This is a genomic window from Pantoea sp. SOD02, assembly GCF_024707505.1.
Taxonomy (GTDB): Bacteria; Pseudomonadota; Gammaproteobacteria; order Enterobacterales; family Enterobacteriaceae; genus Pantoea; species Pantoea symbiotica.
On the sequence record NZ_CP102604.1, the window covers coordinates 3,822,171 to 3,848,815 of the forward strand.

The 26,645-nt window shown below is 55.3% G+C and carries 31 protein-coding genes; 9 read left to right on the forward strand and 22 right to left on the reverse strand.

What is annotated here, in order from left to right; all coding sequences use genetic code 11:
- Positions 1–6 precede the first annotated feature (6 nt).
- The 6 genes from rpsL to fkpA all read right to left on the reverse strand — a co-directional run bounded on the left by rpsL (position 7) and on the right by fkpA (position 3,277).
- Positions 7–381: a 30S ribosomal protein S12 gene (gene rpsL, locus NR302_RS17770; RefSeq protein ID WP_006120575.1), complete on the reverse strand. Its 375-nt coding sequence runs from the start codon at positions 379–381 to the stop codon at positions 7–9.
- Positions 382–507: 126 nt separating this feature from the next.
- Complete coding sequence (tusB, locus tag NR302_RS17775; protein ID WP_154183308.1) at positions 508–795, reverse strand: sulfurtransferase complex subunit TusB; 288 nt, start codon at positions 793–795, stop codon at positions 508–510.
- A 9-nt stretch (positions 796–804) separates the two neighbouring features.
- Entirely contained in the window at positions 805–1,164 is a 360-nt protein-coding gene (gene tusC / locus NR302_RS17780) for a sulfurtransferase complex subunit TusC (protein WP_258144074.1), read from the reverse strand.
- Positions 1,164–1,550: a sulfurtransferase complex subunit TusD gene (gene tusD, locus NR302_RS17785; RefSeq protein ID WP_258144075.1), complete on the reverse strand. Its 387-nt coding sequence runs from the start codon at positions 1,548–1,550 to the stop codon at positions 1,164–1,166. The genes tusC and tusD overlap by 1 nt, the downstream gene beginning before the upstream one ends.
- Positions 1,550–2,272, reverse strand: a complete 723-nt coding sequence (locus tag NR302_RS17790) for a transcriptional regulator (protein WP_007886240.1) — start codon at positions 2,270–2,272, stop codon at positions 1,550–1,552. The genes tusD and NR302_RS17790 overlap by 1 nt, the downstream gene beginning before the upstream one ends.
- A gap of 174 nt (positions 2,273–2,446) precedes the next feature.
- Positions 2,447–3,277 carry an FKBP-type peptidyl-prolyl cis-trans isomerase gene (gene fkpA / locus NR302_RS17795; protein WP_008102198.1) on the reverse strand — a complete coding sequence of 277 codons (831 nt, stop codon included), beginning with the start codon at positions 3,275–3,277 and terminating at the stop codon, positions 2,447–2,449.
- Between the two features lie 280 nt (positions 3,278–3,557).
- Between fkpA and NR302_RS17800 the strand changes: the two genes are divergently transcribed.
- Positions 3,558–3,776 (forward strand): protein SlyX, encoded by a 219-nt coding sequence (locus NR302_RS17800; protein ID WP_008102200.1) that lies wholly within the window; start codon positions 3,558–3,560, stop codon positions 3,774–3,776.
- 43 nt (positions 3,777–3,819) lie between these two features.
- On the opposite strand, the gene slyD is transcribed toward NR302_RS17800, so the two are convergent.
- The 4 genes from slyD to kefG all read right to left on the reverse strand — a co-directional run bounded on the left by slyD (position 3,820) and on the right by kefG (position 7,159).
- Positions 3,820–4,374 carry a peptidylprolyl isomerase gene (gene slyD, locus NR302_RS17805; RefSeq protein ID WP_049851962.1) on the reverse strand — a complete coding sequence of 185 codons (555 nt, stop codon included), beginning with the start codon at positions 4,372–4,374 and terminating at the stop codon, positions 3,820–3,822.
- Positions 4,375–4,565: 191 nt separating this feature from the next.
- The gene (locus NR302_RS17810; RefSeq protein ID WP_008101839.1) at positions 4,566–4,760 is read right to left on the reverse strand and encodes a YheV family putative zinc ribbon protein; all 195 of its coding nucleotides are present in this window, start codon (positions 4,758–4,760) and stop codon (positions 4,566–4,568) included.
- Between the two features lie 45 nt (positions 4,761–4,805).
- Positions 4,806–6,608, reverse strand: a complete 1,803-nt coding sequence (kefB, locus tag NR302_RS17815) for a glutathione-regulated potassium-efflux system protein KefB (RefSeq protein ID WP_008101837.1) — start codon at positions 6,606–6,608, stop codon at positions 4,806–4,808.
- On the reverse strand, positions 6,608–7,159 hold the full coding sequence (gene kefG / locus NR302_RS17820; protein ID WP_008101835.1) for a glutathione-regulated potassium-efflux system ancillary protein KefG: 552 nt from the start codon (positions 7,157–7,159) through the stop codon (positions 6,608–6,610). The genes kefB and kefG overlap by 1 nt, the downstream gene beginning before the upstream one ends.
- Before the next feature lie 114 nt (positions 7,160–7,273).
- On the opposite strand from kefG, the gene NR302_RS17825 reads away from it, so the two are divergent.
- Positions 7,274–9,178, forward strand: coding sequence for an ABC transporter ATP-binding protein (locus tag NR302_RS17825; protein ID WP_154194085.1), 1,905 nt, complete (start codon positions 7,274–7,276; stop codon positions 9,176–9,178).
- A gap of 85 nt (positions 9,179–9,263) precedes the next feature.
- On the opposite strand, the gene tauD is transcribed toward NR302_RS17825, so the two are convergent.
- The 4 genes from tauD to tauA are packed head-to-tail and all read right to left on the reverse strand — an operon-like array spanning position 9,264 to position 12,683.
- Positions 9,264–10,103, reverse strand: coding sequence for a taurine dioxygenase (tauD, locus tag NR302_RS17830; RefSeq protein WP_258144076.1), 840 nt, complete (start codon positions 10,101–10,103; stop codon positions 9,264–9,266).
- Positions 10,100–10,927, reverse strand: coding sequence for a taurine ABC transporter permease TauC (gene tauC, locus NR302_RS17835; protein ID WP_008101829.1), 828 nt, complete (start codon positions 10,925–10,927; stop codon positions 10,100–10,102). Before tauC ends, tauD begins: the two co-directional genes overlap by 4 nt.
- On the reverse strand, positions 10,924–11,691 hold the full coding sequence (tauB, locus tag NR302_RS17840; RefSeq protein ID WP_258144077.1) for a taurine ABC transporter ATP-binding subunit: 768 nt from the start codon (positions 11,689–11,691) through the stop codon (positions 10,924–10,926). Before tauB ends, tauC begins: the two co-directional genes overlap by 4 nt.
- An 11-nt stretch (positions 11,692–11,702) precedes the next feature.
- Complete coding sequence (gene tauA / locus NR302_RS17845; protein ID WP_374990632.1) at positions 11,703–12,683, reverse strand: taurine ABC transporter substrate-binding protein; 981 nt, start codon at positions 12,681–12,683, stop codon at positions 11,703–11,705.
- Positions 12,684–12,916: 233 nt separating this feature from the next.
- On the opposite strand from tauA, the gene NR302_RS17850 reads away from it, so the two are divergent.
- Positions 12,917–13,897, forward strand: a complete 981-nt coding sequence (locus NR302_RS17850) for a LacI family DNA-binding transcriptional regulator (protein WP_008101823.1) — start codon at positions 12,917–12,919, stop codon at positions 13,895–13,897.
- Between the two features lies 1 nt (position 13,898).
- On the opposite strand, the gene NR302_RS17855 is transcribed toward NR302_RS17850, so the two are convergent.
- A complete protein-coding gene (locus tag NR302_RS17855) occupies positions 13,899–14,501 on the reverse strand; it encodes a LysE family translocator (protein WP_008101822.1) in 603 nt (200 codons plus the stop codon).
- A gap of 60 nt (positions 14,502–14,561) precedes the next feature.
- Between NR302_RS17855 and NR302_RS17860 the strand changes: the two genes are divergently transcribed.
- The 3 genes from NR302_RS17860 to NR302_RS17870 all read left to right on the forward strand — a co-directional run bounded on the left by NR302_RS17860 (position 14,562) and on the right by NR302_RS17870 (position 16,730).
- Positions 14,562–15,578 carry a hydrolase gene (locus NR302_RS17860; protein ID WP_154157205.1) on the forward strand — a complete coding sequence of 339 codons (1,017 nt, stop codon included), beginning with the start codon at positions 14,562–14,564 and terminating at the stop codon, positions 15,576–15,578.
- A 2-nt stretch (positions 15,579–15,580) separates the two neighbouring features.
- Positions 15,581–15,799, forward strand: coding sequence for a YheU family protein (locus tag NR302_RS17865; RefSeq protein ID WP_008101818.1), 219 nt, complete (start codon positions 15,581–15,583; stop codon positions 15,797–15,799).
- Between the two features lie 61 nt (positions 15,800–15,860).
- Positions 15,861–16,730 (forward strand): phosphoribulokinase, encoded by an 870-nt coding sequence (locus NR302_RS17870; RefSeq protein WP_008101816.1) that lies wholly within the window; start codon positions 15,861–15,863, stop codon positions 16,728–16,730.
- A gap of 51 nt (positions 16,731–16,781) precedes the next feature.
- Here the strand turns inward: NR302_RS17870 and NR302_RS17875 are convergent, their stop codons facing one another.
- Positions 16,782–17,186 carry an OsmC family protein gene (locus NR302_RS17875; protein ID WP_008101814.1) on the reverse strand — a complete coding sequence of 135 codons (405 nt, stop codon included), beginning with the start codon at positions 17,184–17,186 and terminating at the stop codon, positions 16,782–16,784.
- 304 nt (positions 17,187–17,490) lie between these two features.
- Here NR302_RS17875 and crp point away from each other — a divergent pair, with 304 nt between their 5' ends.
- Positions 17,491–18,123, forward strand: coding sequence for a cAMP-activated global transcriptional regulator CRP (gene crp / locus NR302_RS17880; protein ID WP_003852956.1), 633 nt, complete (start codon positions 17,491–17,493; stop codon positions 18,121–18,123).
- Between the two features lie 58 nt (positions 18,124–18,181).
- Positions 18,182–20,260, forward strand: coding sequence for a YccS/YhfK family putative transporter (locus tag NR302_RS17885; protein WP_179453216.1), 2,079 nt, complete (start codon positions 18,182–18,184; stop codon positions 20,258–20,260).
- Here NR302_RS17885 and NR302_RS17890 read toward each other — a convergent pair.
- From NR302_RS17890 to ppiA, 5 genes are all read right to left on the reverse strand, one after another.
- On the reverse strand, positions 20,257–21,477 hold the full coding sequence (locus NR302_RS17890) for an aspartate aminotransferase family protein (RefSeq protein ID WP_258144079.1): 1,221 nt from the start codon (positions 21,475–21,477) through the stop codon (positions 20,257–20,259). The two genes, NR302_RS17885 and NR302_RS17890, sit on opposite strands and share 4 nt — an antisense overlap.
- An 87-nt stretch (positions 21,478–21,564) precedes the next feature.
- Positions 21,565–22,140 carry an aminodeoxychorismate synthase component II gene (locus NR302_RS17895; RefSeq protein ID WP_258144080.1) on the reverse strand — a complete coding sequence of 192 codons (576 nt, stop codon included), beginning with the start codon at positions 22,138–22,140 and terminating at the stop codon, positions 21,565–21,567.
- Positions 22,141–22,181: 41 nt separating this feature from the next.
- A complete protein-coding gene (locus NR302_RS17900) occupies positions 22,182–22,775 on the reverse strand; it encodes a putative adenosine monophosphate-protein transferase Fic (protein WP_258144081.1) in 594 nt (197 codons plus the stop codon).
- Positions 22,765–22,935: a YhfG family protein gene (locus tag NR302_RS17905; RefSeq protein ID WP_008101805.1), complete on the reverse strand. Its 171-nt coding sequence runs from the start codon at positions 22,933–22,935 to the stop codon at positions 22,765–22,767. The genes NR302_RS17900 and NR302_RS17905 overlap by 11 nt, the downstream gene beginning before the upstream one ends.
- 98 nt (positions 22,936–23,033) lie before the next feature.
- Positions 23,034–23,606: a peptidylprolyl isomerase A gene (ppiA, locus tag NR302_RS17910; protein WP_008101803.1), complete on the reverse strand. Its 573-nt coding sequence runs from the start codon at positions 23,604–23,606 to the stop codon at positions 23,034–23,036.
- A 262-nt stretch (positions 23,607–23,868) separates the two neighbouring features.
- On the opposite strand from ppiA, the gene tsgA reads away from it, so the two are divergent.
- Positions 23,869–25,047 (forward strand): MFS transporter TsgA, encoded by a 1,179-nt coding sequence (gene tsgA / locus NR302_RS17915; protein WP_008101801.1) that lies wholly within the window; start codon positions 23,869–23,871, stop codon positions 25,045–25,047.
- 33 nt (positions 25,048–25,080) lie between these two features.
- Here the strand turns inward: tsgA and NR302_RS17920 are convergent, their stop codons facing one another.
- Positions 25,081–26,364: a cytosine deaminase gene (locus NR302_RS17920; protein WP_154157210.1), complete on the reverse strand. Its 1,284-nt coding sequence runs from the start codon at positions 26,362–26,364 to the stop codon at positions 25,081–25,083.
- Positions 26,365–26,645: the final 281 nt, after the last annotated feature.

A 26,645-nucleotide genomic window follows, 5' to 3' on the forward strand; every position in this document is an offset into this window, starting at 1 on the left:
GAACCATTAAGCCTTTGGCTTCTTCACGCCGTACTTGGAGCGTGACTGCTTACGGTCTTTAACACCTGAGCAGTCCAGCGCGCCACGAACGGTGTGGTAACGCACACCTGGCAAGTCTTTAACACGACCGCCACGGATCAGGATCACTGAGTGTTCCTGCAGGTTATGACCTTCACCACCGATGTAGGAGGTAACTTCAAAACCGTTAGTCAAACGCACACGGCAAACTTTACGCAGTGCTGAGTTTGGTTTTTTAGGGGTAGTGGTGTACACACGAGTACATACACCACGTTTCTGCGGGCAAGCTTCCAGCGCAGGCACGTTGCTCTTTGCAACTTTGCGTACGCGTGGTTTGCGAACCAGCTGGTTAACTGTTGCCATTAAATAGCTCCTGGGATTTAGCTTTTTGCTTCGTAAACACGTAATAAATCGCCTCGTATTACTACGAGGAGGCAGAATTTTAGGGCTGTGTCAAAAGGGTGTCAAGAAATAACCAGGTTTTCGCTCTTACCAAGCCACTTGTTGTTGGTGCTTCGCTGTCAACGCAACGAAACCAGTATAGTCCAAACGTGCTACTTTGGTCGAAATTTGCTCAATCAGGCCGCGCGCCGCCACATCTTCTTCTAATACCCACAGCGTAGCCGGCGATGCGCTAAGCCTGATTAACATCTGGCTGCCAGCCAACGCGGCGGTTACGCCATCCTGCAGTAAAAGCAGGTCGTCGCCTTCCTGCAATAAAAGCAGCAGGCTATCGATATCGCATTGCCAGGGAGATTGCAGCAACGTGTAGAGCATGATCAGTTCTCAGAATCGAATAACACGATGATAGGTAGCCAGCTTCTCGCGTAGTGATAAGGCATCCAGCACCTCAGCAGCCAGCACGCGTTCAGCCGCTAAACTTTGTCCGCGCGCCAGCAGCGAATCGGCGCAGACAAAACACTGGTCGATATCGTATAGCGCCAGCACGCCAAAGGTCGCGATGTAGTTGCGCGCCAGAATCTGCTCGGGTTGCTGGTCGCGATTGAGCTGTAGCACGCCATCCCCGATAAAGAACAAACCGATATCTTCGCTTAGCGCACCCGTCGAAAGTACCGCATCGAGCCCTTCCCTGCCCGCACTACTTCCGTGCGGTGCCTGAGTAAACAGAAACGCCACTCGGTTCATTAGAATTGCACCAGACGATCGCAGCCGAGCGCGGCTTCAGCCAGTGCACCCAAACCGCTGAGTTCAAAACCTCGCTGTAAATTGCTGCCCGCGAGTTGTAAGCGCGCGGCTTCCTGCGCGTTGGTTACTCCACGACGAAGTGCTGCGGCCACGCAGATATTCAACTCGGCACCACTTTCAGCGCGCAGTTGCTGCCATTCACGCACCATATCCACTTCATCGCTGGCCGGCGCGCTCAGTTGGTTAGCGTTCAACACGCCTTCACGATAGAAAAACACGCTCTCCAGCTGATGTCCGGCCTTGACTAGCGCACGGGCAAACAGCAGCGCGCTACTGGCGTGTTGCGTGCCGTATGCCGGTCCGGTGACCAGCAAGGTATAGCGCATCAGCGATCCTGCCCCTGAAAATCACCGCTTTTGAACTGGCGGATATAGAGGTAAACCGTGTGCTTGGAGATATTGAGGCGGTCAGCCACCTGGTTAATCGCGTCTTTAATGTCGAAGATGCCCTTTTCATACATATTGAGCACGATCTGGCGATTCTTAGCATTATTGGAGACGTTACGGTCAGCACTCACTTCTTCAATCGCGAATTCCAGCGTCTGCATCACCAGGTCTTCTACCGAACTGGCAAAGTTGACGTTGGAATCCACCTGCTGCATTTCCGGCGGCATAAAGGTCGACATAATTTGCGAGAACGGCACGTCGAGATTCATGTTGATGCACAGCAAGCCAATGACGCGCTGCTGACGATTACGAATCGCGATAGTGACCGATTTCATCAGCACGCCGCTTTTCGCGCGCGTGAAGTAGGCTCTGGAGACATTGCTATCTGCACCGTGCATATCGTGCAGCATACGCAGGGCCAAATCGGTAATCGGCGAACCCACTTTACGCCCGGTATGTTCACCGTTGGCGATACGCACCGCAGAACACTTCAAATCCTCCAGCGAGTGCAACACGATTTCGCAGTGCGAGCCAATCAGCATCGCCAGGCCATCGACAACGGCTTCGTATGATTTGAGGATATCGTAGTCTGCTTGCTCGAACGGACGTTGCTCCAGTAAATCGAAGTCAGTCAGTTCACCGGGATTGAATGGATTAGACATCGAAGACATTACCCTAAATGGCTGGAGCCTGTCTCGACAGCATTGGGGCAGACTCATATGGTGATAGTTAAGCAGGCGTTAGTCTGGCAAATGTCATGGTCTTTAGCCAGACCTTTACCTCTATCTCCGAAATAAAAACGCCGCCCGTAGGCGGCGTTATGCAGAAAGGTCAGATTACTGCGCTTTCTGATCGCCAGCGACTGGAGCTTGCGCTTTTTCATCCGCTTTCGGCGCGGGTTTGATGTCGAGCAGTTCAACATCAAACACCAGCGTGGAGTTAGCCGGAATACCCGGAACGCCATTTTTGCCGTAAGCCAGGTTCGGTGGGATCACCAGCTTAATCTTGCCACCTTTCTTCACGTGCTTCAGACCTTCGGTCCAGCCCGGAATCACACCGTCCAGACGGAACGACAGCGGCTCGCCACGAGTATACGAGTTATCGAACTCAGTACCGTCGATCAGCGTACCTTTGTAGTTCACAACCACAGTGTCGCTGTCTTTAGGCACATCACCGGTACCTTCTTTCTCTACCTGATACAGCAGGCCAGATTCGGTTTTCTTCACGCCTTTTTCTTTGGCGAACTTGTCAGCGTAAGCAGAGCCCTTATCGGAGTTCTCTTTCGCGTCTTTTTCCATCTTCGCCTGAGCTGCACCTTTCACGCGGCCTTCAAAGGCCTGCAGGGTTTGCTCGATCTCTTGATCAGAGAGTTTGCTCTTGCCGCCAAAGGCGTCCTGAACACCCGCGATCAACTGATCTTTATCCAGTTTGATGCCCAGCTTCTCTTGTTCCTTCAGAGAGTTGTCCATGTAGCGACCAAGGGACGCGCCAAGTGCATAAGCTGATTGCTGGTCTTCGTTTTTGAAGGCAGCATTTTTCGGTGCTTGCGGCGCGGCCTGAGCGGCGTCTGCTGGAGCAGCGGCGGTTTCTGCTGCCATTGCCAGCGGTGCATTCAGCGCGAAGGCCATGGTGGTAGCTAACAATGTGACTTTAAACAGTGAATTCATCCTTTCTCCAAAACCGAAGCCTCTAACCTCGGGAATCATTGCGGACTGAGGCCCACACTATAACTTTACGTGGCAGCGGCGAACACTCCCACAATGTAATTACCCGTTCAACCTCCGACCTTTTTTGCTTCAGGAAGTTTCATCAGAGATATAGGCGTTATGCGCCGTTTCAATGCAGCATGACGCGGAAAGGTAAAATATCAGGTGATTCTGAAGTGAAAGGCCGTAGAATCACGCCCGAAACAGACTAACGCGCAGCACCGCAAGATGAGGAAAGATCATGCAACCAACAGAATGGGAACAACGCCTTGAGGCGCTGGAGAGCAAGCTGGCTTTTCAGGAATACACCATCGATCAGCTCAATCAAACGGTGGTTCAGCATGAACTGGAGATGATCAGACTGCGTGAGCAAGTGCGTCTGTTAATCGATAAAGTGAAAGATAGCGCGCCGTCGATGATCGCATCACAGTCAGAAGAAACGCCGCCGCCACATTACTAAAAGAAAAGGCCACCCGAAGGTGGCCTCGCCAGCATCACACTGATTAGTGGCTGCAGCCGCAACCGCCAGTGCCACAGCCGCCCTGGCCGTGATCGTGACCATGGTCGTGGTCATGATCGTGATGATGACCATCCGCGCCATGCACGTGACCGTGCGCCAGCTCTTCTTCGGTCGCTGCGCGAATCGCCACAACTTCCACGTTGAAGTTCAGGTTCTGACCCGCCAGCATATGGTTACCATCAACCACTACGTGCTCATCTTCAACTTCGGTGATTTCAACCGGTACTGGACCTTGATCGGTTTCTGCCAGGAAGCGCATGCCAACCTGCAGTTCATCAACGCCCATAAACACATCTTTTGGTACGCGCTGTACGAGGTTGTCATCGTATTGACCGTAAGCGTCGTTCGCCGGGATATGCACGTCAAACTTATCGCCTACATCATGATTTTCCAGCGCTTTTTCCAGACCAGAAATCAGGGAACCATGACCGTGCAGATAGTCCAACGGTGCACTCACCGGTGACTCGTCAACCAACACACCGTCTTCGGTACGAACCTGATACGCCAGGCTCACCACCAGGTCTTTTGCTACTTTCATGATATCTCCTAACCGTTGAGAACTAAGATCCCGTCCCATTGGTCAATTTTGCGTGCAATAAACCAACCAGAAAGGTTCAAGACTGAGGATGCCAATAGTGTTGCGGCATACTGCTCAGCGTTAATGGCGCCGATTGTAGCGGAATTCAATCCCGCTGTAAGTTCAAGCTTAAAAAAAGCTGCGCCATTGCGCTACTCAGGATGAAAAACTCCGATCACTTGCTCGTTAGTGCGAACCTGATCGCGCACCTGCTTGTCAGCTTCACGCATCTGATGACCGCACTGAACACATTCCACCACTTCAACGTTGTTTTCACGCCACAACGCCAAGGTATCTTTTGCCTGGCACTTTGGACAAACCGCACCGGCTATAAAGCGTTTACGCATACTGTTTCCTGCCGTCGTTAATGAACGGATTAAGTAAGTATAGATCTACTCGTCATCCCAGCCGTCGAACTGGCGTTTTTCGTGCTGCATTTCGCGCTGGAAGATATCCTCCAGCTCGCGCCGCGCCTCACGCACACGTGAAACCTGCGCGCTGTCATCATGGCTTGGCACCAGTTCACGCAGCATGCGCATATCCAGACGACGGAAATGCTGCTGTGCGCGCTGCGCCTGATGCGGATGCATGCCCAGCGAGATCAGCGTTTTACGGCCCAGCTCCAGCGCACTGGAGAACGTCTCACGTGAGAACAGCGTGACGCCAGCCTGCAACAGTTCATGCGCCTCAACACGGCCACGCGCGCGCGCCAGGATTTCCAGCTGCGGGAAATGCTGCTGACACAGCTGCACGATGGTCATCGAGTCTTCCGGATCGTTACAGGTAATGACGATGGATTGCGCATTCTCGGCGCCCGCTGCACGCAGCAGCTCTAGCTCGGTGGCGTCGCCATAATAAACCTTATAGCCATATTTACGCATCAGGCTCACTGCAGAGATGTCGCGCTCCAGCACCGTAATACGCTTGTTGTTGGCCATCAGCAAACGGCCAACCACCTGACCAAAACGACCAAATCCCACCACAATGACCTGCGGCTGATCGTCTTCGACAAAGTGCTTCTCGGCATTTTCATCGGGTTCATTAAAGCGATGCGCCAGTAAACGGTCGATGCCGTTCATCAGCAGCGGCGTGGTCATCATCGACAACGTCACCGTTACCAGCAGCAGCGGCATTTGGTCGCCGCTGAACATTTTGGCCGAAGACGCCGCCGAGAACAGTACAAAGGCAAACTCGCCGCCCTGACTTAACACACCGGCAAACTGCTGGCGCTCTGAACTGCGCAGGCCATAAATGCGCCCCAGCACATACAGGACCAGCGTTTTCACCGTCACCAGAATCAGCACGCCCAGCAAGATTTCAGTGATGTGGGTATAAAGCACGCCGAGATTCAGCGCCATGCCAACCGAAATAAAGAACAAGCCCAACAGCAAGCCTTTGAACGGTTCGATGGCCACTTCCAACTCGTGACGATATTCACTTTCCGCCAACAGAATACCGGCGATAAAAGTACCGAGCGCCATCGACAGGCCGAGCGCGTCCATAAACAGCGCCGAACCCAGCACCAGCAGCAGCGAGGCGGCAGTAAACACTTCGCGTACACCGGATGCGGCAATAAAGCGCAGAATCGGTCGCAGCAGATAACGACCACCAATCAGCATCCCGCCAAACGCCAGCACTTTCATCCCGACTTTCAACCAGTCAACGTGACCGCTATCGCCGCCCGCCAGCAGCGGCACCAATGCCAACGCGGGAATCACCGCCAAATCCTGGAACAGCAGCACCGAGAAACCAAGCTGTCCCGATTCACTGCGGTTCATGCCTTTATCGCGCATCAGCTGCAGCGCCATCGCCGTGGATGACATCGCCAGGCCAATACCGCCAATCACCGCCGCCTGCCAGCTAAAGTCGGTCAGCCACAGCAATCCACCAAGAATGGCGGCGGAGATCAGCACCTGAGCGGCGCCCACGCCAAAGATAGAACGGCGCAGCGCCCAAAGTTTCGACGGATTCAGTTCCAGCCCGATGATGAACATCAGGAACACCACGCCGAGTTCGGAGAAGTGCAGAATCTCCTCAACGTCGCTGATGAAACCCAAACCCCACGGACCAATCGCAATACCGGCCAGCAAATAGCCCAGCACCGCGCCAATGCCGAGACGCGCCGCAATCGGCACAATCAGCACCGCCGCAACCAGATAAATGACGCCCGCCGTCAGTAACGTTTCGCCTTCCATCACACACCTCCTTGCGGCAGCGGTGAAGCCAGCCAGTCGCCGTACGCTCGCGCAAAATTACGCATCACTTCCGGCGTCTGCCGACGCGCCCAATGAATCACCATCGGCGTCATCCAGTGCATGCGACACATCTGCGCCGTCAGCTCAAACGGACGCATGATGTCACTCATCGGATAGCGATTCAGGCCGCTATGGTGATACGCCGCTTCCGGTTCGCCGGTGGTCACCACGCTGCGCCAGTATTTCCCTTCCAGCGCATTGCCATCCGGACCGCTGGCAAAGCCGCGCGACAGCACACGATCCAGCCACTCCTTCAGGAGCGCCGGGCAGCTGTAGGTATAAAGTGGATGTTGGAATACAACGATTTGATGTTCGCGCAGCAACTGTTGCTCATGGTGAATATCAATAAAGAAATCCGGATAGTGGGCGTATAAATCGTGCACCGTGACGTGGTCCAGTTCCATAGCCGACTGCAGCAAAACCCGATTAGCAATCGAATCCTGTGATTCCGGATGGGCGTAAAGCAGCAATATTTTGGGTGGCTGCGACATCGTTCCCCTCCAAAGCGTCGTCACGGCACAGGAATTCCGCTACCATGCTCGACGCAACAAATTTTCTCGAATTATGTTGCCGGTAAATTAACATATTCTGACGATACGGCGCTTATGATTGTCTTTTCAGCACTACAAATTCGCCGCGGCACCAACGTGCTGCTGGATAACGCAACAGCCACCATTAACCCAGGCCAGAAAGTGGGCTTAGTGGGTAAAAACGGCTGCGGCAAATCGACGCTGCTGTCATTGCTGAAGGGCGAAATCAGCAGCGATGCAGGTAACGCCACCTTCCCGAGCAACTGGGCGCTGGCGTGGGTCAATCAGGAAACCCCGGCGCTGAGCAAACCCGCGCTGGAGTATGTTATCGACGGCGACCGTGAATATCGTCAGCTTGAATCCGAATTAGCCGACGCCAATGCGCGCAACGATGGCAACGCCATCGCCTTGGTGCACGGCAAGCTGGACGCGATTCAGGCGTGGAGCATACCTGCTCGCGCCTCAAGTTTGTTGCACGGTTTGGGCTTTAGCCAGGAACAATTAATGCGGCCGGTGAGTGACTTCTCCGGTGGCTGGCGCATGCGCCTTAACCTTGCGCAGGCGCTGGTGTGCCGTTCCGATCTGCTGCTGCTCGATGAACCGACCAACCACCTCGATCTCGATGCAGTGATCTGGCTTGAACGCTGGCTGAAAAGCTACGAAGGCACGCTGGTGCTGATTTCGCACGACCGCGACTTCCTCGATCCGGTGGTCGATAAGATCATCCACATCGAACAGCAAACGATGTTTGAATACACCGGCAACTACAGCTCGTTCGAACGTCAGCGCGTCGCCAAGCTGGCGCAGCAGCAGGCGCTGTTCCAGAGCCAGCAGGAAAAAGTGGCGCACCTGCAGAAGTATATCGATCGCTTCCGCGCGCAGGCCACCAAAGCGAAGCAGGCGCAAAGCCGTATCAAAATGCTGGAGCGCATGGAGCTGATTGCGCCGGCGCACGTCGATAACCCATTCAGCTTCAGTTTCCGCGCGCCCGAAAGCTTGCCGAATCCGTTGCTAAAGATGGAGCGCGTCACCGCCGGTTATGGCGAACGCATCATTCTCGACGCCATCAAACTCAATCTTGTGCCAGGTTCGCGTATTGGCCTGCTGGGCCGTAACGGCGCGGGTAAATCGACGCTGATTAAACTGCTCGCCGGTGAGCTCGAGGCGCTGGATGGCAAAGTTGGCCTGGCGAAAGGCATCAAGCTCGGTTACTTCGCCCAGCATCAGCTGGAATATCTGCGCGCCGATGAATCACCGTTGCAGCATTTATCACGCATCGCGCCGAAAGTGCTTGAGCAGCAGCTGCGCGACTATCTTGGCGGCTTCGGCTTCCAAGGCGATAAAGTCAGCGAAATCACTGAACGTTTCTCTGGCGGCGAAAAAGCGCGTCTGGTGCTGGCATTAATTGTCTGGCAGCGCCCGAACCTGCTGCTGCTTGATGAACCGACTAACCACCTCGATCTCGATATGCGTCAGGCGCTGACCGAAGCGCTGATTGATTTCGAAGGCGCGTTGGTGGTGGTCTCGCACGATCGTCATCTGCTGCGCGCCACTACCGACGATCTCTATCTGGTGCACGACGGCAAGGTCGATGTGTTTGAAGGCGATCTGGAAGATTATCAGCAGTGGCTGAGCGATCTGCAGAAGCAGCAAGCGCAACAGGATGCCGCGCCGAAGCAGGATAATGGCAACAGCGCACAATCCCGTAAAGATCAGAAACGCCGCGACGCCGAACTGCGTGCACAAACGCAGCCGCTGCGCAAAGAGATCGAAAAGCTTGAGAAGCAGATGGCGAAGTGGCAGAGCCAGCTCAGCGATGCCGAAGCACAGTTGGCCGACAGCGCGATTTACGATCAGAGCCGCAAAGCCGACTTGAACGTGGCGCTGCAGCGTCAGGCCGAGAGTAAAGCCGCGCTGGAAGAGGTCGAAATGGCGTGGCTGGATGCGCAGGAACAGCTGGAGCAGATGCTGGCGAGTTAAGTGCAGTCTTTCCGGTCAGCATAAATGCTGACCCTACGCGCCCGCAGGCAGTTGTAGGGTCGGCATTCATGCCGACCTGGACTCATCAAAACGGCTTATCCCCCAACACCGTCGCACGATGCATTACTCTCCGCGCCGGATAATAATCCGCGTTGGCATAATGCTGCGTCACGCGGTTATCCCAGATCGCCACATCATTCTCCTGCCAGCGCCAGCGCACCTGGAACTCCGGTTTAGCGCTATGCCAGAACAGGAAGTTAAGCAGCGCATCGCTCTCTTTTTCGCTTAAGCCCAGCAAACGCGTAGTAAAACCTTCGTTGACAAACAACGCCTTGCGTCCGCTCACCGGATGCGTACGGATCACCGGATGCTGCACCGGCGGATTTTTGGCAACCGCTTGCTGCCAGCGCTGATGCTCTTCCTCGGTTTTACGGTATTTGTACTCCTGGAACGACTTCTTAAAGTCATGCTCCGCCTGCAACCCATTCAACAGCGTCTTAAACGGCTCAGACAGTGCTTCATAGGCCGCAATGCCGGTTGACCACAAGGTATCGCCGCCGCTTTCCGGCAGCAGTTTGGAAGCCAGAATCGAAATTGCCGGTGGCGTTTGAATAAAGGTGACATCGGTGTGCCAGTTGTCATTATCCGGCGGATTATCCTGATGGGTATCCAGCACGATGATCTCTTCTACGCCTTCCGCATGCGGATAGACCGGATGGATATGCAGATCGCCAAAGCGAATCGCCAGCGCGCGCTGCTGTTCCGGGGTAATTACCTGATTGCGCAGGAACAGCACCTGATGGCGCAGCAGGCCATGATAGAGCTGTTCAAACTGGGCATCACTCAGCGGACGGCTGAGATCGACATCGCTAACCTGCGCCCCGATATGCGGGCCCAAAGCGGTAAAAGAAAGTCGTTCGTTCATTGCTGTTCTCCATTCCAGGGCGTCAGTCGGCGCTGCAAGGCGCGCAGACCCAGTTCTAAGCCAAAGGCAATCAGGGCAATCACGGCGATACCGGCCAGTACCACGTCGGTGGCGAGGAACTCACCCGCCGACTGCACCATAAAGCCGAGTCCACGCGTAGCGGCAATCAGTTCCGCCGCCACCAGCGTTGACCAACCTACGCCGAGACCAATGCGCAAGCCGGTGAGGATTTCCGGCAGCGCGCCGGGCAGAATCACGAAGCGCAGCAGCTGCCAGCGCGATGCGCCCAGCGCCTGTGCCGCGCGAATCCGTACCTGCTGGGCATTCTTCACGCCCGCCAGCGTCGATAAGGTCACCGGCGCGAAAATCGCCAGATAAATCAGTAAGATCTTCGAGGTTTCGCCAATGCCAAACCAAATCACCATCAGCGGCAAATAGGCCAACGGCGGCACCGGGCGATAGAGTTCGATCAGCGGATCAAGCAAGCCGCGAATCGCCGGGCTCAGGCCCATGGCAATCCCGACCGGAATGCCAATCAGCGCGGCAAAGAACAGCGCCACCAGCATGCGCGCCAGGCTAGCGCCCAAGTGCTGCCAAAGCGTGGCATCCATAAAGCCTTGCGGGCTGGCAATCAATATCAGCTTCTGCAGCACCACTTGCGGCGGCGGTAAAAACAGCGGCGCCACTAAGCCGAGCGCGGTTATCGCCCACCACAACAGCAGCAACAGGCCAACGCTGAGCAGGCTGAGTGAGAACTGGCGCGAGAACGGCCAGCGCAGTCCGCGACGACGCGCTTGGGTTTTCTCATCAATCACCGCACTCATATAAACGCCTCACGCTGGGAAAACACCTGATTCAGTACATATTCGCGACGTTCGATAAACGCCGGATCGGATTTGATGCTGCGGCAAGGTTCCCCGGCGGCAAAGCGCTGGCCGAAATCGAGTTTCAAACGTTCCACTACGCGGCCCGGTCCCGGCGACAGCAGCACCAGTTCGCTGGCAAGGAACACCGCTTCTTCGATGTCGTGGGTGATCAGCAGAATCTGTTTACCGGTATCACGCCACAGCGTTAGCAGCAGGGTTTGCATCTGTTCGCGGGTAAAGGCGTCCAGCGCACCGAACGGCTCATCTAACAGCAGCAACTGAGGATCAGCCGCCAGCGCACGCGCAATGCCCACGCGCTGACGTTGACCCCCAGAGAGCTGCCAGATAAAACGCTTTTCTGCACCTTCCAGTCCTACTTTGCGGATTAAACGGCGTGCAATGCTATGGCGCTCCGCCTTCGCCATCCCCGCCAGTTGCAAGCCGAACGAAACGTTATCAATCACGTTGCGCCACGGCAGCAAGCCTTCATTCTGAAATACCACGCCGCGTTCCGCGCCCGGCCCTTCCACCTTTTTGCCATCCAGCGTAATGCTGCCGGATTCCAGCGGCAGAAAGCCGGCGATGAGGTTCAGCAGCGTGGTTTTGCCACAGCCGGAAGGGCCTAACACCACCAACAGGTCTCGGCTGCCCAGCTGCAGGTTGATGTCCTGCAGCGCGGGTTGTCCGGCGTAACGCGGATTGAGATTGGTGATGTTAAGCATGCGGCCTCCGGTTATTTCGCTAAGGGTGCAACGAAGCGCGTGGTAACGAAGCTGCTGTAATCGCTATCCGCTTCTGGCACTTTGCCCTGCTCTTTCAGGAAGCCGGCGGTATCGACAATCGCCTTGTTCACCGGCTTGCCGAGCTGCTCTACCTGCTGCTGCGCGGTGAGATAGGTGTTGCCTTTCACCAGCACCGGCACATCCGCTTCGGGTACACCGCTCAGGCGCGCCAGCTTGCTCAGATTGTCTGACTGCTTCAGCCATTGCTCCGGATTGGCAATGTAAGCTTGTTGCGCTTCAACGGCGCTGCGGGCAAAGGCGGTGACGATTTCTGGATGCTGCTGCGCGAAGTCTTTACGCACCACCCACACATCAAGCGTTGGCGCGCCCCACTTGCCAACCTGCGAAGAATCCGTCAGCACCTTGCCATCTTTCTCCAGCTCATTTACCGCCGGAGACCAGACGTAAGCACCGTCAATGTCACCGCGTTTCCAGGCAGCAATAATCGCCGGTGGCTGCAGGTTGACTAAGGTCACTTGCGAAGGCTTGATGCCCCAATGCTTGAGCGCGGCGAGGAAGCTGTAGTGCGTAGTTGAGATGAATGGCACGGCGATGCGCTTGCCAATCAGGTCTTTGGGATCTTTGATGGTTTTCTTCACCACCAGCGCTTCGGAGTTACCGAGCTGTGAGGCCAGCAGGAAAGCTTCAATCGGCAGCTTTTGCGTGGCGGCGACCGCCAGCGGGCTGGAACCGATATTGCCAATCTGGACGTCGCCCGATGCCAGAGCACGCAACACGCTGGCTCCGCTATCAAATTTGCGCCAGTCCACGGTGGCACCGCTCTCTTTGGCGAAGGTGTTATCCGCCTGCGCCACTTTGGCCGGTTCCGCCGACGTCTGATACGCCACGGTAACGTTGACCGCTTGCGCCTGGAACGCCATCAGGGCCAGAGCCGCTGCGACCGCCGTTATTGTTTTTTTCATCGCCATCATCATTCACCCCAATGTGTTTTTGTCTGAGCAGTTTCTCCAGCAAGAGTAATTTCATAAAGGAATTAAAAATTATCCCTAATGACGATCCGTTCTTAGATCAACATCGGGTAAGGCTATGCAGGAAATGCAAATGGAAAGAAAAGGGAAATCGGTAAATATGTCACGCGCTCACATAGCAGCTGTGATATTGATAGACATCTCATTTTTCACTCTTAACGAGCGGTCCTGAATCCATGTCGATTGAGAAAGTCGCACACCTGGCTGGCGTGTCAAAAGCCACCGTTTCACGGGTTTTGAACCAGAATCCCGGCGTGCGCCCGGACACGCGCGCCAAAGTGCTGGCGGCCATCGACATCTGCGACTATCAACCCAACTTACTGGCGCGTCAGCTTCGTACCTCGCAAAGCCATATGTTGTTAGTGCTGATCCCTGACATCACCAATCCGTTCTGCTCACGCGTGGTTCAGGGCATTGAAGCCGAAGCGGAAGCGCAGGGTTACCACATTCTGCTGTGTAACTCAGGATCGCAGCTGCGGCGCGAAGCGGCCTACATCGCCCTGCTCACCGGCAAAGTGGTTGATGGCGTGATCACCATGGATGCCGCCAGCAGTTTGCAGGAGCTGAAAGAATTGATTGGCGATGCGCCTTGGGTGCAGTGCGCCGAATACGATCCGGCGATCGCCGCCTCAAGCGTAGCGATTGATAATAAAGAAGCAGCTTTCGAAACCGTGCGTTATCTGGCGAGTAAAGGCCGACGCCGTATTGCGCTGGTCAACTGTGATATGCGCTACCTCTATTCGCATAAGCGCGAAGAGGGATATCGCGCGGCGCTGGAGCAGCTGGAACTCAGCTGGTGCGGCGTGGCTTACGCCGAGAATGTCACCTGCGAATCGGGCAGTGCGGCCTTGCGCGAACTGCTGACACAGCCGGAACGGCCTGATGCGGTGTTTGCAGTGTCGGATGTGTTGGCGGTTGGCGTAATACACGCAGCGCTGGAAGCGGGTTTACGCGTGCCGGAAGATTTAGCGGTGGTGGGATTTGATGGCATCAACTTTACCAGCAGCCTGAATCCACCGCTGACGACGATTGAGCAGCCGATGAATCGCATGGGTGTGCGCAGCGTACAGCTGCTGCTGCAACGCATCCGCCAGCCCAACTCGTCGGTAGTACATGAAGTGTTGCCGTGGAAGCGCGTTGAACGCGCTTCCAGTTAACTCAGCGCCAAATCAGCAATACGCACGCGGCGGTGAGCAAGCCCATCGCCAGATTGAACATTTTCCACGCGCGTGGGCTGCGCAGCAGACGTCCAATCAGCGAGCCAAAGCCCATCCAGATCACCCCGGAAACCACATTTACCATGAACATGCCGAGGCTGATCGCCAGCACCGAATGCAGATATTCGCTCCCCGCCAGGCTGAAGCTGGCCACCGCACCGAGCGCCATCAGCCAGGCTTTCGGGTTGATCAGCTGCAGCAAGCCGCCTTGCCAGAATGGCATCTGCTTCACCGTCACATCGTCGGTTTCCAGCTTTTCATACTCGGCGCTGGCGATTTTCCACGCCAGCCACAGCAGATAAAGGCTACCGGCAATCTTCAGGATGAGATGCAGCGAAGGATAAAGCAGGATGAGACCGCCAATGCCAAATGCCACCATCAGCAACATGACTTGCATACCAATCATGATACCAATGAGCAGCGGAATGGTGCGCAGGAAGCCAAAATTAGCACCCGAGGCGGTAAGTAACATATTATTGGGCCCGGGCGTGATGGCCGCGACCCAAAGAAAACCTAACATTGATAAAAAAAGACTCAGTTCCATGTATATTCGGGTGCTCCTCACCCAGTAAAGCGAACAACCCATCGAAGCTATCAGCGACTTATGCATCAGACAAGCCTTTACCCAAGCTATTTTGATCGCCCCAGCGGCGAGCGCTTTAAACCACTGCGCGGATTCAGTAACGCGCATCTTCAAACGCTGCTGCCGCGCATTCTGCGCCGCCGCGTCACGTTGCGTCCGCACTGGCAGCGTCTTGACCTGCCGGACGGCGATTTTGTCGATTTAGCGTGGAGTGAAGATCCGGCGCAGGCGCGTCATAAACCGCGCATGGTGATGTTTCACGGCCTGGAAGGCAGCTTTCGCAGCCCGTATGCGCACGGCCTGATGCAGGCGTGTCAGGCGCGCGGCTGGCTGGCGGTGGTGATGCACTTTCGCGGCTGCAGCGGCGAGCCAAATCGCTTAAAGCGCATCTATCACTCCGGTGAAACTGAAGACGCCACCTACTTCCTTAACTGGCTGCAACGCGAATGGGGCAGCGTGCCGACCGCCGCTGTCGGCGTTTCGCTGGGCGGCAACATGCTGGCTTGCCTGCTGGGTCAACAAGGTCACGATGTGCCGATTGATGCCGCCATCGCCATCTCGGCGCCGCTGGCGCTGGAGCCGTGCAGCGGCAAGTTGGACGTTGGCTTCTCGCGCTTCTATCAGCACTATTTGCTGACGCAGCTGAAAAAGAACGCCACGCGCAAACTGCGCGCCTGGCCCGGCACGCTGCCGGTCGATCTCAGCCAGTTACGCGCTTTCCGCCGCTTACGTGAGTTCGATGATGCGATAACCGCACGGGCGCACGGTTTTATTGACGCCAACGACTATTATCAACGAGCCAGCGCGATGCCGCTGCTCACCGGCGTGCGCAAACCGCTGCTGATCATTCATGCGCAAGACGATCCCTTTATGACCGATGCCGTGATCCCGCAACCTGACCAGCTGTCAGCTTCCATTCAGTATCAGCTGACGCAGCAAGGCGGCCACGTCGGTTTCGTCGGCGGCACCTTGCTTAAACCGAAAATGTGGCTGGAACAGCGCGTGCCCGACTGGCTCTCAACCTATCTGGATGTGTAATTGTGATTATTCCCTGGCAAGAACTCGAAGCGGAGACGCTGGAAAACCTGATTGAAACCTTCGTGTTACGCGAAGGCACCGATTACGGCGAGCAGGAACGCAGTTTACTGCAAAAAGTCGCCGATGTGCGCCGCCAGCTGGAGCGCGGCGACGTGGTGCTGGTGTGGTCGGAACTGCATGAATCGATCAATATTATGCCGAAGGGTGAATTCCGCGGCTGATGCACCCAGCGGCAATTCGTGGTAACAATGCTCATCGCCGGACCTCACAGGGAGCTCTGTTATGTCAGCCAGGCATCCAATTATTGCCGTCACCGGTTCCAGCGGCGCCGGAACCACCACCACCAGCCTCGCCTTCCGCAAGATTTTCCAGCAGCTGAATCTGCATGCGGCGGAACTCGAGGGCGACAGTTTCCATCGCTTCACACGTCCCGAAATGGACATGGCGATCCGCAAAGCGCGCGATCTCGGTCGCCACATCAGCTACTTCGGCCCGGAAGCCAATGATTTCGGCCTACTGGAGCAGACGTTCAAACATTACGGCCAAACCGGCCTCGGCGAATCACGCAAATATCTGCACACCTACGATGAAGCGGTGCCGTGGAATCAGGTGCCGGGCACTTTCACGCCGTGGCAGCCGCTGCCGGAAAACACCGATGTGCTGTTTTATGAAGGCTTGCACGGCGGCGTGGTCACGCAGCAGCAAAATGTGGCGGAGCATGTCGATTTGCTGGTTGGCGTGGTACCGATTGTTAACCTTGAGTGGATTCAGAAGCTGGTGCGTGACACCGGCGAGCGCGGCCATTCACGCGAAGCGGTGATGGATTCGGTGGTACGTTCGATGGAGGATTACATTAACTTCATCACGCCACAGTTCTCGCGCACCCACATTAACTTCCAGCGCGTGCCGACCGTTGATACCTCAAACCCGTTTGCCGCCCGCGAAATTCCCTCGCTCGACGAAAGCTTCGTGGTGATTCATTTCCGTGGCCTGGAAGGCATCGCGTTCCCCTATCTGCTGGCGATGATTCAGGGATCGTTTATTTCCCACATCAATACGCTGGTGGTGCCGGGCGGCAAAATGGGATTGGCGATGGAGCTGATTATGCTGCCGCTGGTTCAGCGACTGATTGAAGGGAAGCGAATTGAGTAGGTTTGGTGCGGGCTGTGAAAAGGGAGGCATGAATGCCTCCCCTACGACCGATTACAACTCGACAACCTCATAGCTGTGGGTAATTTCCACGCCTTTTCCGAGCATGATCGCCACCGAGCAATATTTTTCCGCCGACAGATCAACCGCGCGCGCAACCGCTTTATCGCTCAACGCTTTGCCGCTGACAATAAAATGTAGGTTAATGGTGGTAAAAATGCGTGGCGCCTCTTCACGGCGTTCTGAGGTGAGTTTCACTTCGCAATCGGCCACATCGCTGCGCCCTTTTTGCAGGATCGAAACCACATCAATGGCGCTACAGCCGCCCGCGGCCATCAGCACCATCTCCATTGGACTTGGCGCTTTATCACCGGAATTACCGTCCATTAATACCTGATGGCCAGATGAGGATTCTCCGAGAAAGGTAAGACCTTCCACCCATTTCACTCGTGCCTGCATTATTCTCTCTCCTGAAGCGGCGGTTTTGCCGCCAGAGTACGCTTTCACCTGACAAACAGCAATCCAGAGTAATCCCCCTTCTGCTGAAGCGAGACAACACAAGACAGCTCGCAAAAGCTGTGCTACAAACAGTGCTGAAAATATTTTCGTCATCACAGACGAAGGCCGGAAGAATCAAAAGCGTAGCTTAAGAGTCCACCCGGAATAATTTTTCCTTTACTGGAAACGCTCGACGATTAAACCGCCTGACAGGGAAAAATGCCCCCTGTATTTTGGGCACGATTACAACAGAGGATAATAGCGAATGGTTCTCGGCAAACCGCAAACAGACCCTACACTCGAATGGTTCCTGTCCCATTGCCATATTCACAAATATCCATCCAAAAGCACGCTCATCCATCAGGGTGAGAAAGCGGAAACGCTGTACTACATCGTAAAAGGTTCCGTAGCGGTACTGATTAAAGATGAAGAAGGCAAAGAGATGATTCTCTCCTACCTCAATCAGGGAGATTTCATTGGCGAACTCGGTCTTTTCGAAGAAGGCCAGGAACGTAGTGCCTGGGTACGTGCGAAGTCTGCCTGCGAAGTGGCTGAAATTTCATACAAAAAATTCCGTCAGCTGATTCAGGTAAACCCGGATATTTTAATGCGACTTTCGTCGCAAATGGCGCGTCGTCTGCAAGTCACATCTGAGAAAGTGGGCAACCTTGCCTTCCTCGATGTAACCGGACGCATCGCGCAAACGCTGCTAAATCTGGCCAAACAGCCAGATGCGATGACTCACCCAGACGGGATGCAAATCAAAATCACCCGTCAGGAGATTGGTCAGATCGTGGGTTGCTCACGCGAAACCGTGGGTCGTATCCTGAAAATGCTGGAAGATCAGAACCTGATCTCCGCACACGGTAAAACCATCGTCGTTTACGGCACCCGCTAATTTCTTCTCACCCACGGCGTGATGGCAACATCGCGCCGTTTCTATTTGCGATGAGCTGATGTGGCGCCGAATCATCTATCATCCCGAAGTTAACTATGCGCTGCGGCAAACGCTGGTGCTGTGCCTGCCTGTGGCTCTCGGCTGGCTGTTTGGCGATCTGCAAAAAGGTCTGCTGTTCTCATTAGTGCCGGCCTGCTGCAACATGGCGGGGCTGGATACGCCGCACAAACGCTTCTTCAAACGCCTGATTGTGGGTGGTTCGCTGTTTGCCACCGGCAGTTTCCTGATGCAAATCCTCACCGCTTACCAGATTCCGCTGCCGCTGATTTTGCTGGCGCTACCATTGCTGATTGGCGTGACCGGCGAAATCGGTCCGCTGCATGCGCGCTTGCTGCCCGCAACTTTGATAGCCGCCATCTTTACGCTCAGCTTAGTGGGACGCATGCCGATGTGGGTGCCGCCGCTGCTCTACATTGGCGGCACGCTGTGGTACGGCTTATTCAACTGGTTCTGGTTCTGGCTGTGGAAAGAGCAGCCGATGCGCGAGTCGCTCAGCCTGCTGTTCCGCGAACTGGCGGATTATTGCGATGCCAAATACACCTTACTGACGCAGTTAACCGATCCAGAAAAAGCGCTTCCACCGCTGCTGGCGCGTCAGCAAAAGGCGGTCGATCTCATCACCACCTGCTATCAGCAAATGCATATGCTGTCGGCCAGCCGCGATAACAGCCACAAACGCCTGACGCGCGCTTTTCAGGTGGCGCTGGATTTACAGGAACACATCTCGGTGAGTTTGCATCAGCCGGAAGAGGTGCAGAAGCTGGTTGAGGAGAGCCACGCCGAAGCGGTGATTCGCTGGAACGCCAAAATCATCTCGGCGCGGCTGCGCGTGCTGGCGGATGCGATTCTCTACCATCAGCTGCCAGACCGTTTCCACATGGAGAAACAGCTCGGCGCGCTGGAGAAAATTGCGCGCCAGCATCCGGATAATCCGGTCGGCAACTTCTGCCTGTATCACTTCAGCCGCATCGCCCGCGTATTGCGTACGCAGAAACCGCTCTACACGCGTGACCTGATGGCCGATCGCCAGCGCCGTTTGCCGCTGTTGCCGGCGCTGCGCAGTTATCTGTCATTCAAATCCACCGCGTTACGCACCGCGGCACGCTTCGCCGTAATGCTGATGTTTGGCAGTTCGCTGGCGCTGTTCTTTAACATCCCCAAACCTTACTGGATTCTGATGACCATCATGTTCGTCAGCCAGAACGGTTACAGCGCGACGCGCGTGCGTATCCAGCACCGTGCGCTGGGCACCTTTGCCGGTTTGCTGATCGCCGCCGCCTCATTACGGCTGGCGGTGCCGGAATCGATCACCTTGCTGTTTATGCTGGGGATCACGCTGGCGAGTTATCTGATCACGCGTAAATATTACGGCTGGTCGATGATTGGCTTCACCGTCACGGCGGTGTATTCGCTGCAGCTGCTGTCGCTCAATGGCGCGCAGTTTCTGCTGCCGCGCATGATGGATACCTTGATGGGCTGCTTGATTGCCTTCGCCGGGATGATTTGGCTGTGGCCGCAGTGGCAAAGCGGGCTGCTGCGCAAGAACGCGCACGATGCGCTGGAAGCCTATCAGGAAGCGCTGCGAATGTTGTTAGGCCCGGAACAGTCGCCGGAGAAACTGGCTTATCAGCGCATGAAGGTTAATCAGGCGCACAACGCGCTGTTCAACTCATTGAACCAGGCATCGAGCGAGCCAGGCTTTAATTTGCAATACCTGAAAGATATGCGCATGTGGGTTACGCACAGTCAGTTTATCGTCGAGCATATTAACGCCATGACGATTCTGGCGCGTGAGCACACCATGTTGACGGCGAAGCTAGCGGAACGTTATCTGCAATCCTGTGAAATCGCGCTGCAGCGTTGTCAGCAGCGGCTGGCGTATGACGGGCCGGGCAACGACAGCAATATTCTGGAAGCGCCGGAGAATCTCAATGAAGGGCCGGTGACGATTGTCGAACAGCATGTGAAGCGGATTTTGCAGCACCTCAGCGTGATGCACACCATCTCTTCGCTGGCGTGGAGCCAGCGACCGCATCATGGTCGCTGGCTCAAGGTGTTACGTCCGAAAGCGGATTAAGCAGCCAGCACCTTTTCAATCGCGCTGGCGAAACGCGTCATGCCTTCGGCGATATCGGTAGGTTCAATCACCAGCGACGGCACAAAACGAATCACGTCGGTACCGGCGGTGAGAATCATCAGCCCTTCCGCTGCAGAAGCATTGAGGATGTCACGCGCCTTGCTGGCGAACTGCGGCTTCAGCGCGGCACCAATCAGCAGACCTTTGCCACGAATTTCGCTGAAGATATCGAATTTGCTGTCGATGGCTTGCAGCGCTTCAACAAACTGCTGACGACGCGCTTCCACACCTTCCAGCACTTCTGGCGTATTGATGATATCCAGCGCAGTTTCAGCGATGGCACAGGCCAGCGGATTGCCGCCGTAAGTGGTGCCGTGAACGCCCGGCGCCATCACCGAGGCAATTTCGTTGGTGGTCAACATCGCACTGACCGGGAAACCGCCGCCCAGCGCTTTCGCGCTGGTAATAATATCGGGCTTGATACCGTAATGCTCATACGCAAACAGTTTGCCGCTACGTCCCATGCCGCTCTGCACTTCATCGAGTACCAGCAGCGCATTATGTTCATCGCACAGCGCGCGCAGACCTTGCATAAATTCTGGCGTGGCCGGCATCACGCCGCCTTCGCCCTGAATCGGCTCGACCACGATGGCGCAGGTGTGATCATCAATCACCGTTTTCACCGCATTGAGATCGTTGAACGGCACATGCACGATATCCGCCGGTTTTGGACCGAAGCCATCGGAGTATTTCGGCTGGCCGCCAACCGACACGGTGAACAGCGTGCGGCCGTGGAAGGCGTTATGGAAGGCGATGATTTTGCTTTTAAACGGGCTGTGTTTTTTGCAGGCGTAATAACGCGCCAGCTTGAATGCTGCTTCGTTAGCTTCCGCGCCGGAGTTACCGAAAAACACCCGATCGGCAAAGGTCGCGGCAATCAGTTTACTCGCCAGACGCAGCGCCGGTTCGTTGGTGAACACGTTGCTGGTGTGCCACAGCGTTTCGCCCTGGGTTTTCAGCGTTTCCACCAGCGCCGGATGACAATGCCCCAATGCAGTCACCGCGATCCCGCCAGAGAAATCGATATACTCTTTGCCCTGCTGATCCCACACTCGGCTGCCTTTACCTTTTACCGGCACAAACTGCGCAGGTGCATAAACAGGCAAAATAACGTTATCGAACGTTTCCCGGGTTACCGCTAGTTTTTCCGCTGCCATTGACGACCTCATCGGGTTATTTGTTGAGCTGATGTGAAAATATAATCACAAAATATGCATAAAAAATCACACGAAGGCAAACATAAGTTACGCGTTGAGGAAATTAGCCAGCAGCTGATGCCCTTGCTCACTGAGGATGCTTTCCGGATGGAACTGCACGCCTTCCAGCGGCAAGGTGCGATGGCGGAAACCCATGATCTCATCCGGCTGGCCGTCGCGCAGGGTCCACGCGGTGACTTCAAACTCAGCGGGCAGCGTATCGCGCGCCACAATCAATGAGTGATAGCGCGTCACGGTAAGCGGATTATTCAGATCGCGAAACACACCTTGATTAGCGTGCTGGATCAGCGAGGTTTTGCCGTGCATCACCTGGCGCGCGCGCACCACCTTCGCTCCATAGGCTTGCGCAATCGCCTGATGCCCAAGGCAAACGCCAAGGATCGGCACGCACCCGGCGAAATGGCGAATTGCCGCGAGCGAGATGCCAGATTGATCCGGCGTACACGGGCCCGGCGAAATCACCAGATGCGTCAGCGGCAGCGCTGCCATCTCTTCCAGCGTAATGGCGTCATTGCGCACCACGCGCACCTCCGCGCCCAGTTCGCAAAAGTACTGATAGAGATTCCAGGTGAAGGAGTCGTAGTTATCGATTAGCAGCAGCATAGCGCCCTCAGGCCAGTAAAAGCGACGCAATTCTACCCATTTTAGTTCGCCGGGCTCACCACTTTCGCAAACTGCGCGGTAAGCGGCGCCAGATCGCCTGCGACACCAGCCGAGATCGCGGCGCGCCACGCATCGCGTTCGAGTGTTTCCCACGCAAGCTGATAACCGGCATGCAGTGCCAGCTGCTCGAAGAAGATGCGCTGCGCGCGGCCATTGCCGGCGCGGAACGGGTGCAGTACGAAGATCTCACAGTAATAATGCGCGATACGCGCCACGAAAACTTCCTGCTCAAGGTCAGCCAGGCCGCGCTCTTCCTCCAGCGCCTGCATCAGCGTGTTGCCCTCTTTCTCGATGTACTCGCAATGACAATACGGCGTTTCATCGCGCCAGATATCGATGGTGCGCAATTCCCCCGCCCAGCTGTAGAGATCCTGAAACAGCCTGTGATGAATATGGCAAAGACGTGGCAAACCGATGCTGCGCTGGCCAAGTTCTAACGTCGCCAGGCGCGCGGTGCTGAAAGCCAGTTCCGCTTTGCGCAGTTGGGCTTCATCATGAATATCGAGACGATTCTTCAGCACACTGTCGTTGTGCCACAGATAGGGATCGCGAACCGCTAAGCTGTTATCCGCCATATTGCCTCCTCAGTGACGCCAGGCGTTCTTCGGCATGTTCGGCCTCGATGAGCGGCTCACTGGACGTGTAACCGGCCAGTCGGCAGCTGGCTTGATAGCTCGCAGCACGGCGCTGCTGCCACAAGGTGGCTTTCTGTTTCTCGGTGAGTTTGCTGGTCATAGCGCCTCCGGCAAGCAGTGAGCCCTAAGTATAAGCAGCAATTTTTTGCTTTGCCGGAGTGCAAATGACGCGCCAAAGGAAAATGGCGCGTTTAAGAATTAAGGCAGGACTTTGGCGGAGAGGATAACAATCGGTTTTGATGGCACATTTTGGTACGGACCGACATCTTTAGTCGGGACCTGCGCAATCTTGTCGATCACATCCTGGCCTTTCACAACTTTACCAAACACCGCATACCCGAAATCACGCTGACCGTGATCGAGGAAAGCGTTATCGGCTACGTTGAGGAAGAACTGGCTGGTGGCGCTATCTTTATCTGCGGTACGCGCCATCGAAATGGTGCCGCGCAGATTACGCAAGCCGTTGTCGGCTTCGTTTTTGATCGGCGCTACCGTTTGCTTCTGCTGCATATCGGTAGTGAAACCGCCGCCCTGAATCATAAAACCAGGGATCACGCGGTGGAAAATGGTGTTGTTGTAGAAACCATTGTTGACGTAATCAACGAAGTTTTTCACCGAAACCGGGGCTTTCTGGTTGTTCAGTTCGAGTTCAATATTGCCTGCAGAAGTGGTGAGCAGCACATGTGGATCTCCTTTTGCGGCAAGCGCGGCAGAAGATACAGAAGAGAGCGCTAACAGGGCAACCGCCGCTGTCAAAGTACGTTTAAGCATGAAAGATTCCTTACCATGGAGAGCTAGCTCAAAAACGAGATTGATTGTAAAGAGCATGTGATCCAAGAGCCAGCGTTTTACCGATATTTACGCGGATGTTGCTATTGTCATACTTTTGCCACCACGCAATCATTTGCGTGACTAAAATCACACTCTCAATGAAATATTTCCGCCTTGTTACACTCGTTGTTTATTAAGATCACAGCAACACTTACAATTCATGACACTTTTTGCCAATCTCGGCGCTTAACAGGTTCAGAACATGACAAACCGTAATCGCATTGGCCTTACCTGGATTAGCTATTTCTCCTATGCGCTCACCGGCGCACTGGTGATCGTTACCGGTATGGTGCTGGACAATATCGCGCAGTATTTCCAGCGCCCTATTTCAGAAATGAGCAACACCTTCACATTCCTTAATGCGGGCATTTTGGTGTCGGTGTTCCTGAACGCCTGGCTGATGGTGATTGTGCCGTTGAAGCGCCAGTTGATCTTTGGCTTCGTGCTGATGATCCTCGCCGTTGCGGGTCTGATGACCAGCCACGATCTCACCGTCTTCTCGCTGTGCATGTTCATCCTCGGCGTGGTGAGCGGCATCACCATGTCGATTGGTACCTTCCTGATCACCCATCTTTACGATGGTCGTCAGCGCGGCGCACGTCTGCTGTTTACCGATTCGTTCTTCAGCATGGCAGGCACCATCTTCCCGATCATCGCCGGTATTCTGCTGGCGCGCGCGCTGCCGTGGTATTGGGTTTACGCCTGCATCGGCATCATTTATGTCGCCATCTTTGTGCTGACGCTATTCATTGAGTTCCCGGTGCTGAAAAGCGAAGCGGCTAAGCCAGGCGTTGAGAAAGAGAAATGGGGCATCGGCGTGCTGTTCCTGTCGATTGCGGCGCTGTGCTACATCCTCGGTCAGCTCGGCTTTATTTCATGGGTGCCGGAATATGCCACCAAATCGATGGGCATGGATATCGCCGCTGCCGGTCAGCTGGTGGGTAACTTCTGGACCGCGTACATGGTCGGCATGTGGGTGTTCAGCTTCGTGCTGCGCTTCTTCGATCTGCAGCGCATCCTGATGGTGCTGGCCGCGCTGGCAACCGGTTTGATGTACTGGTTTGTCACCTCTAAAGACGCCAGCATGCTGCACTGGATCATCATGACACTGGGCTTCAGCTCAAGCGCGATTTACACCACCATCATCACGCTGGGTTCGCTGCAAACCAAGGTCTCTTCACCGAAGCTGGTGAACTTCATCCTGACCTGCGGCACCGTCGGCACTATGCTGACGTTCGTGGTAACCGGCCCAATCGTGGCGCAAGGTGGCGCACATGCCGCGCTCTCTACCGCTAACGGTTTGTACGCCGTGGTGTTTGTGATGTGTGTTCTGCTCGGCTTTGTGACCAAACATCGCCAGCACGGCCACGTAACGCACTAAGTTTGATGGGCGGACCTCGGTCCGCCCTGCTCCTCAGCGTTTGAAGGTTACCGCTTCTTTTTCCGCTAAATAGATCTCGCTGCTGGCGGGCTGCGTCGCTGCCACCAACACGCCTTTCCGCAGTGAATAACGTACCGGCACCTGACGCCGCACCGCATCAAATCCACTCTCCGCCGGCAGAATAATCAAACTGGCATCATTACCTGCCTCAATACCGTAATTCGCCAGCTGCATGGTTTTGGCGCTGTTCGCGGTAATCAGCTGCAAACCATTATCAATCTGCTCGTAGCCCATCAGCTGACAGACATGCAATCCCATATGCAGTACCTGCAACATGCTGGCAGTGCCGAGCGGATACCAGGGATCGAACACATCATCGTGCCCGAAACAGACGTTGATGTTTGCTTCCAGCAGCTCTTTCACCCGCGTGATGCCACGACGTTTCGGATAGCTATCAAAGCGCCCTTGCAGGTGGATATTCACCAGCGGATTGGCAACAAAGTTGATATTTGAGAGCTTGAGCAGACGGAACAGCCGCGAAGTATAGGCATTATTGTATGAGTGCATCGCCGTGGTGTGGCTGGCGGTGACGCGCTCGCCGTTGCCATCACGGTGCGCCAGCGCCGCCACGGTTTCCACAAAGCGCGACTGCTCATCGTCGATCTCGTCGCAGTGCACATCCACCAGCCGATCGTAGCGATTAGCCAGCGCAAAGGTTTTATGCAGCGACTCCACGCCATATTCGCGAGTGAATTCGTAGTGCGGAATCGCGCCCACCACATCCGCGCCCATGCGCAGCGCCTCTTCCAGCAACGCTTCGCCGTTGGGATAAGAGAGAATGCCTTCCTGCGGAAACGCCACAATCTGGATGTCGATCCACGGCGCCATTTCCGCTTTCACTTCCAGCATCGCTTTTAACGCGGTGAGCGTGGGATCGGAGACATCCACGTGAGTACGCACATGCTGAATGCCGTTGGCGATTTGCCACTTCAAGGTTTGCTGCGCGCGCTGTTTCACATCGTCATGGCTCAGCAGCGCTTTGCGCTCCGCCCAGCGTTCGATGCCTTCAAACAGCGTGCCGGATTGGTTCCACGCGGGTTCGCCGGCGGTTTGCGTGGTGTCGAGGTGAATATGCGGCTCGATAAACGGTGCGCTCGCCAGTCCGCCCTGCGCATCAAGCGCGTCTGGCTGTGCTGCGGTTTGCGGCGGCTGCGGGCGAATCTGCGCAATCTTGCCGTTATCGATTTCGATCTGCCACAAGCCCTGCTGGCCCGCTAAGCGCAGGTTGTTGATCCACTTCAGTGACGGGTTTGCCATGCCGTACTCCTGTAAAACACAAAACCTAAAACTAGCATGAAAAAGGAAAACCAACGTAGGGTTGCCGCGTATGGCGTAAGGCTTGTCAGATAAGCGTAAATCGGTCGCCATGAATGGCGACCCTACGGTGATTTTGTAGGGTGCGCATTCATGCGCACCTGGTTACATATGCAATTTATTGCTTAACTGAGCGGCATTACGCCATTTATGGCAACCAGAACAATAATCAACCAAATAAGCCACTTAACTAATTCGTTCAAAATCAGCCACATACCTCAAAA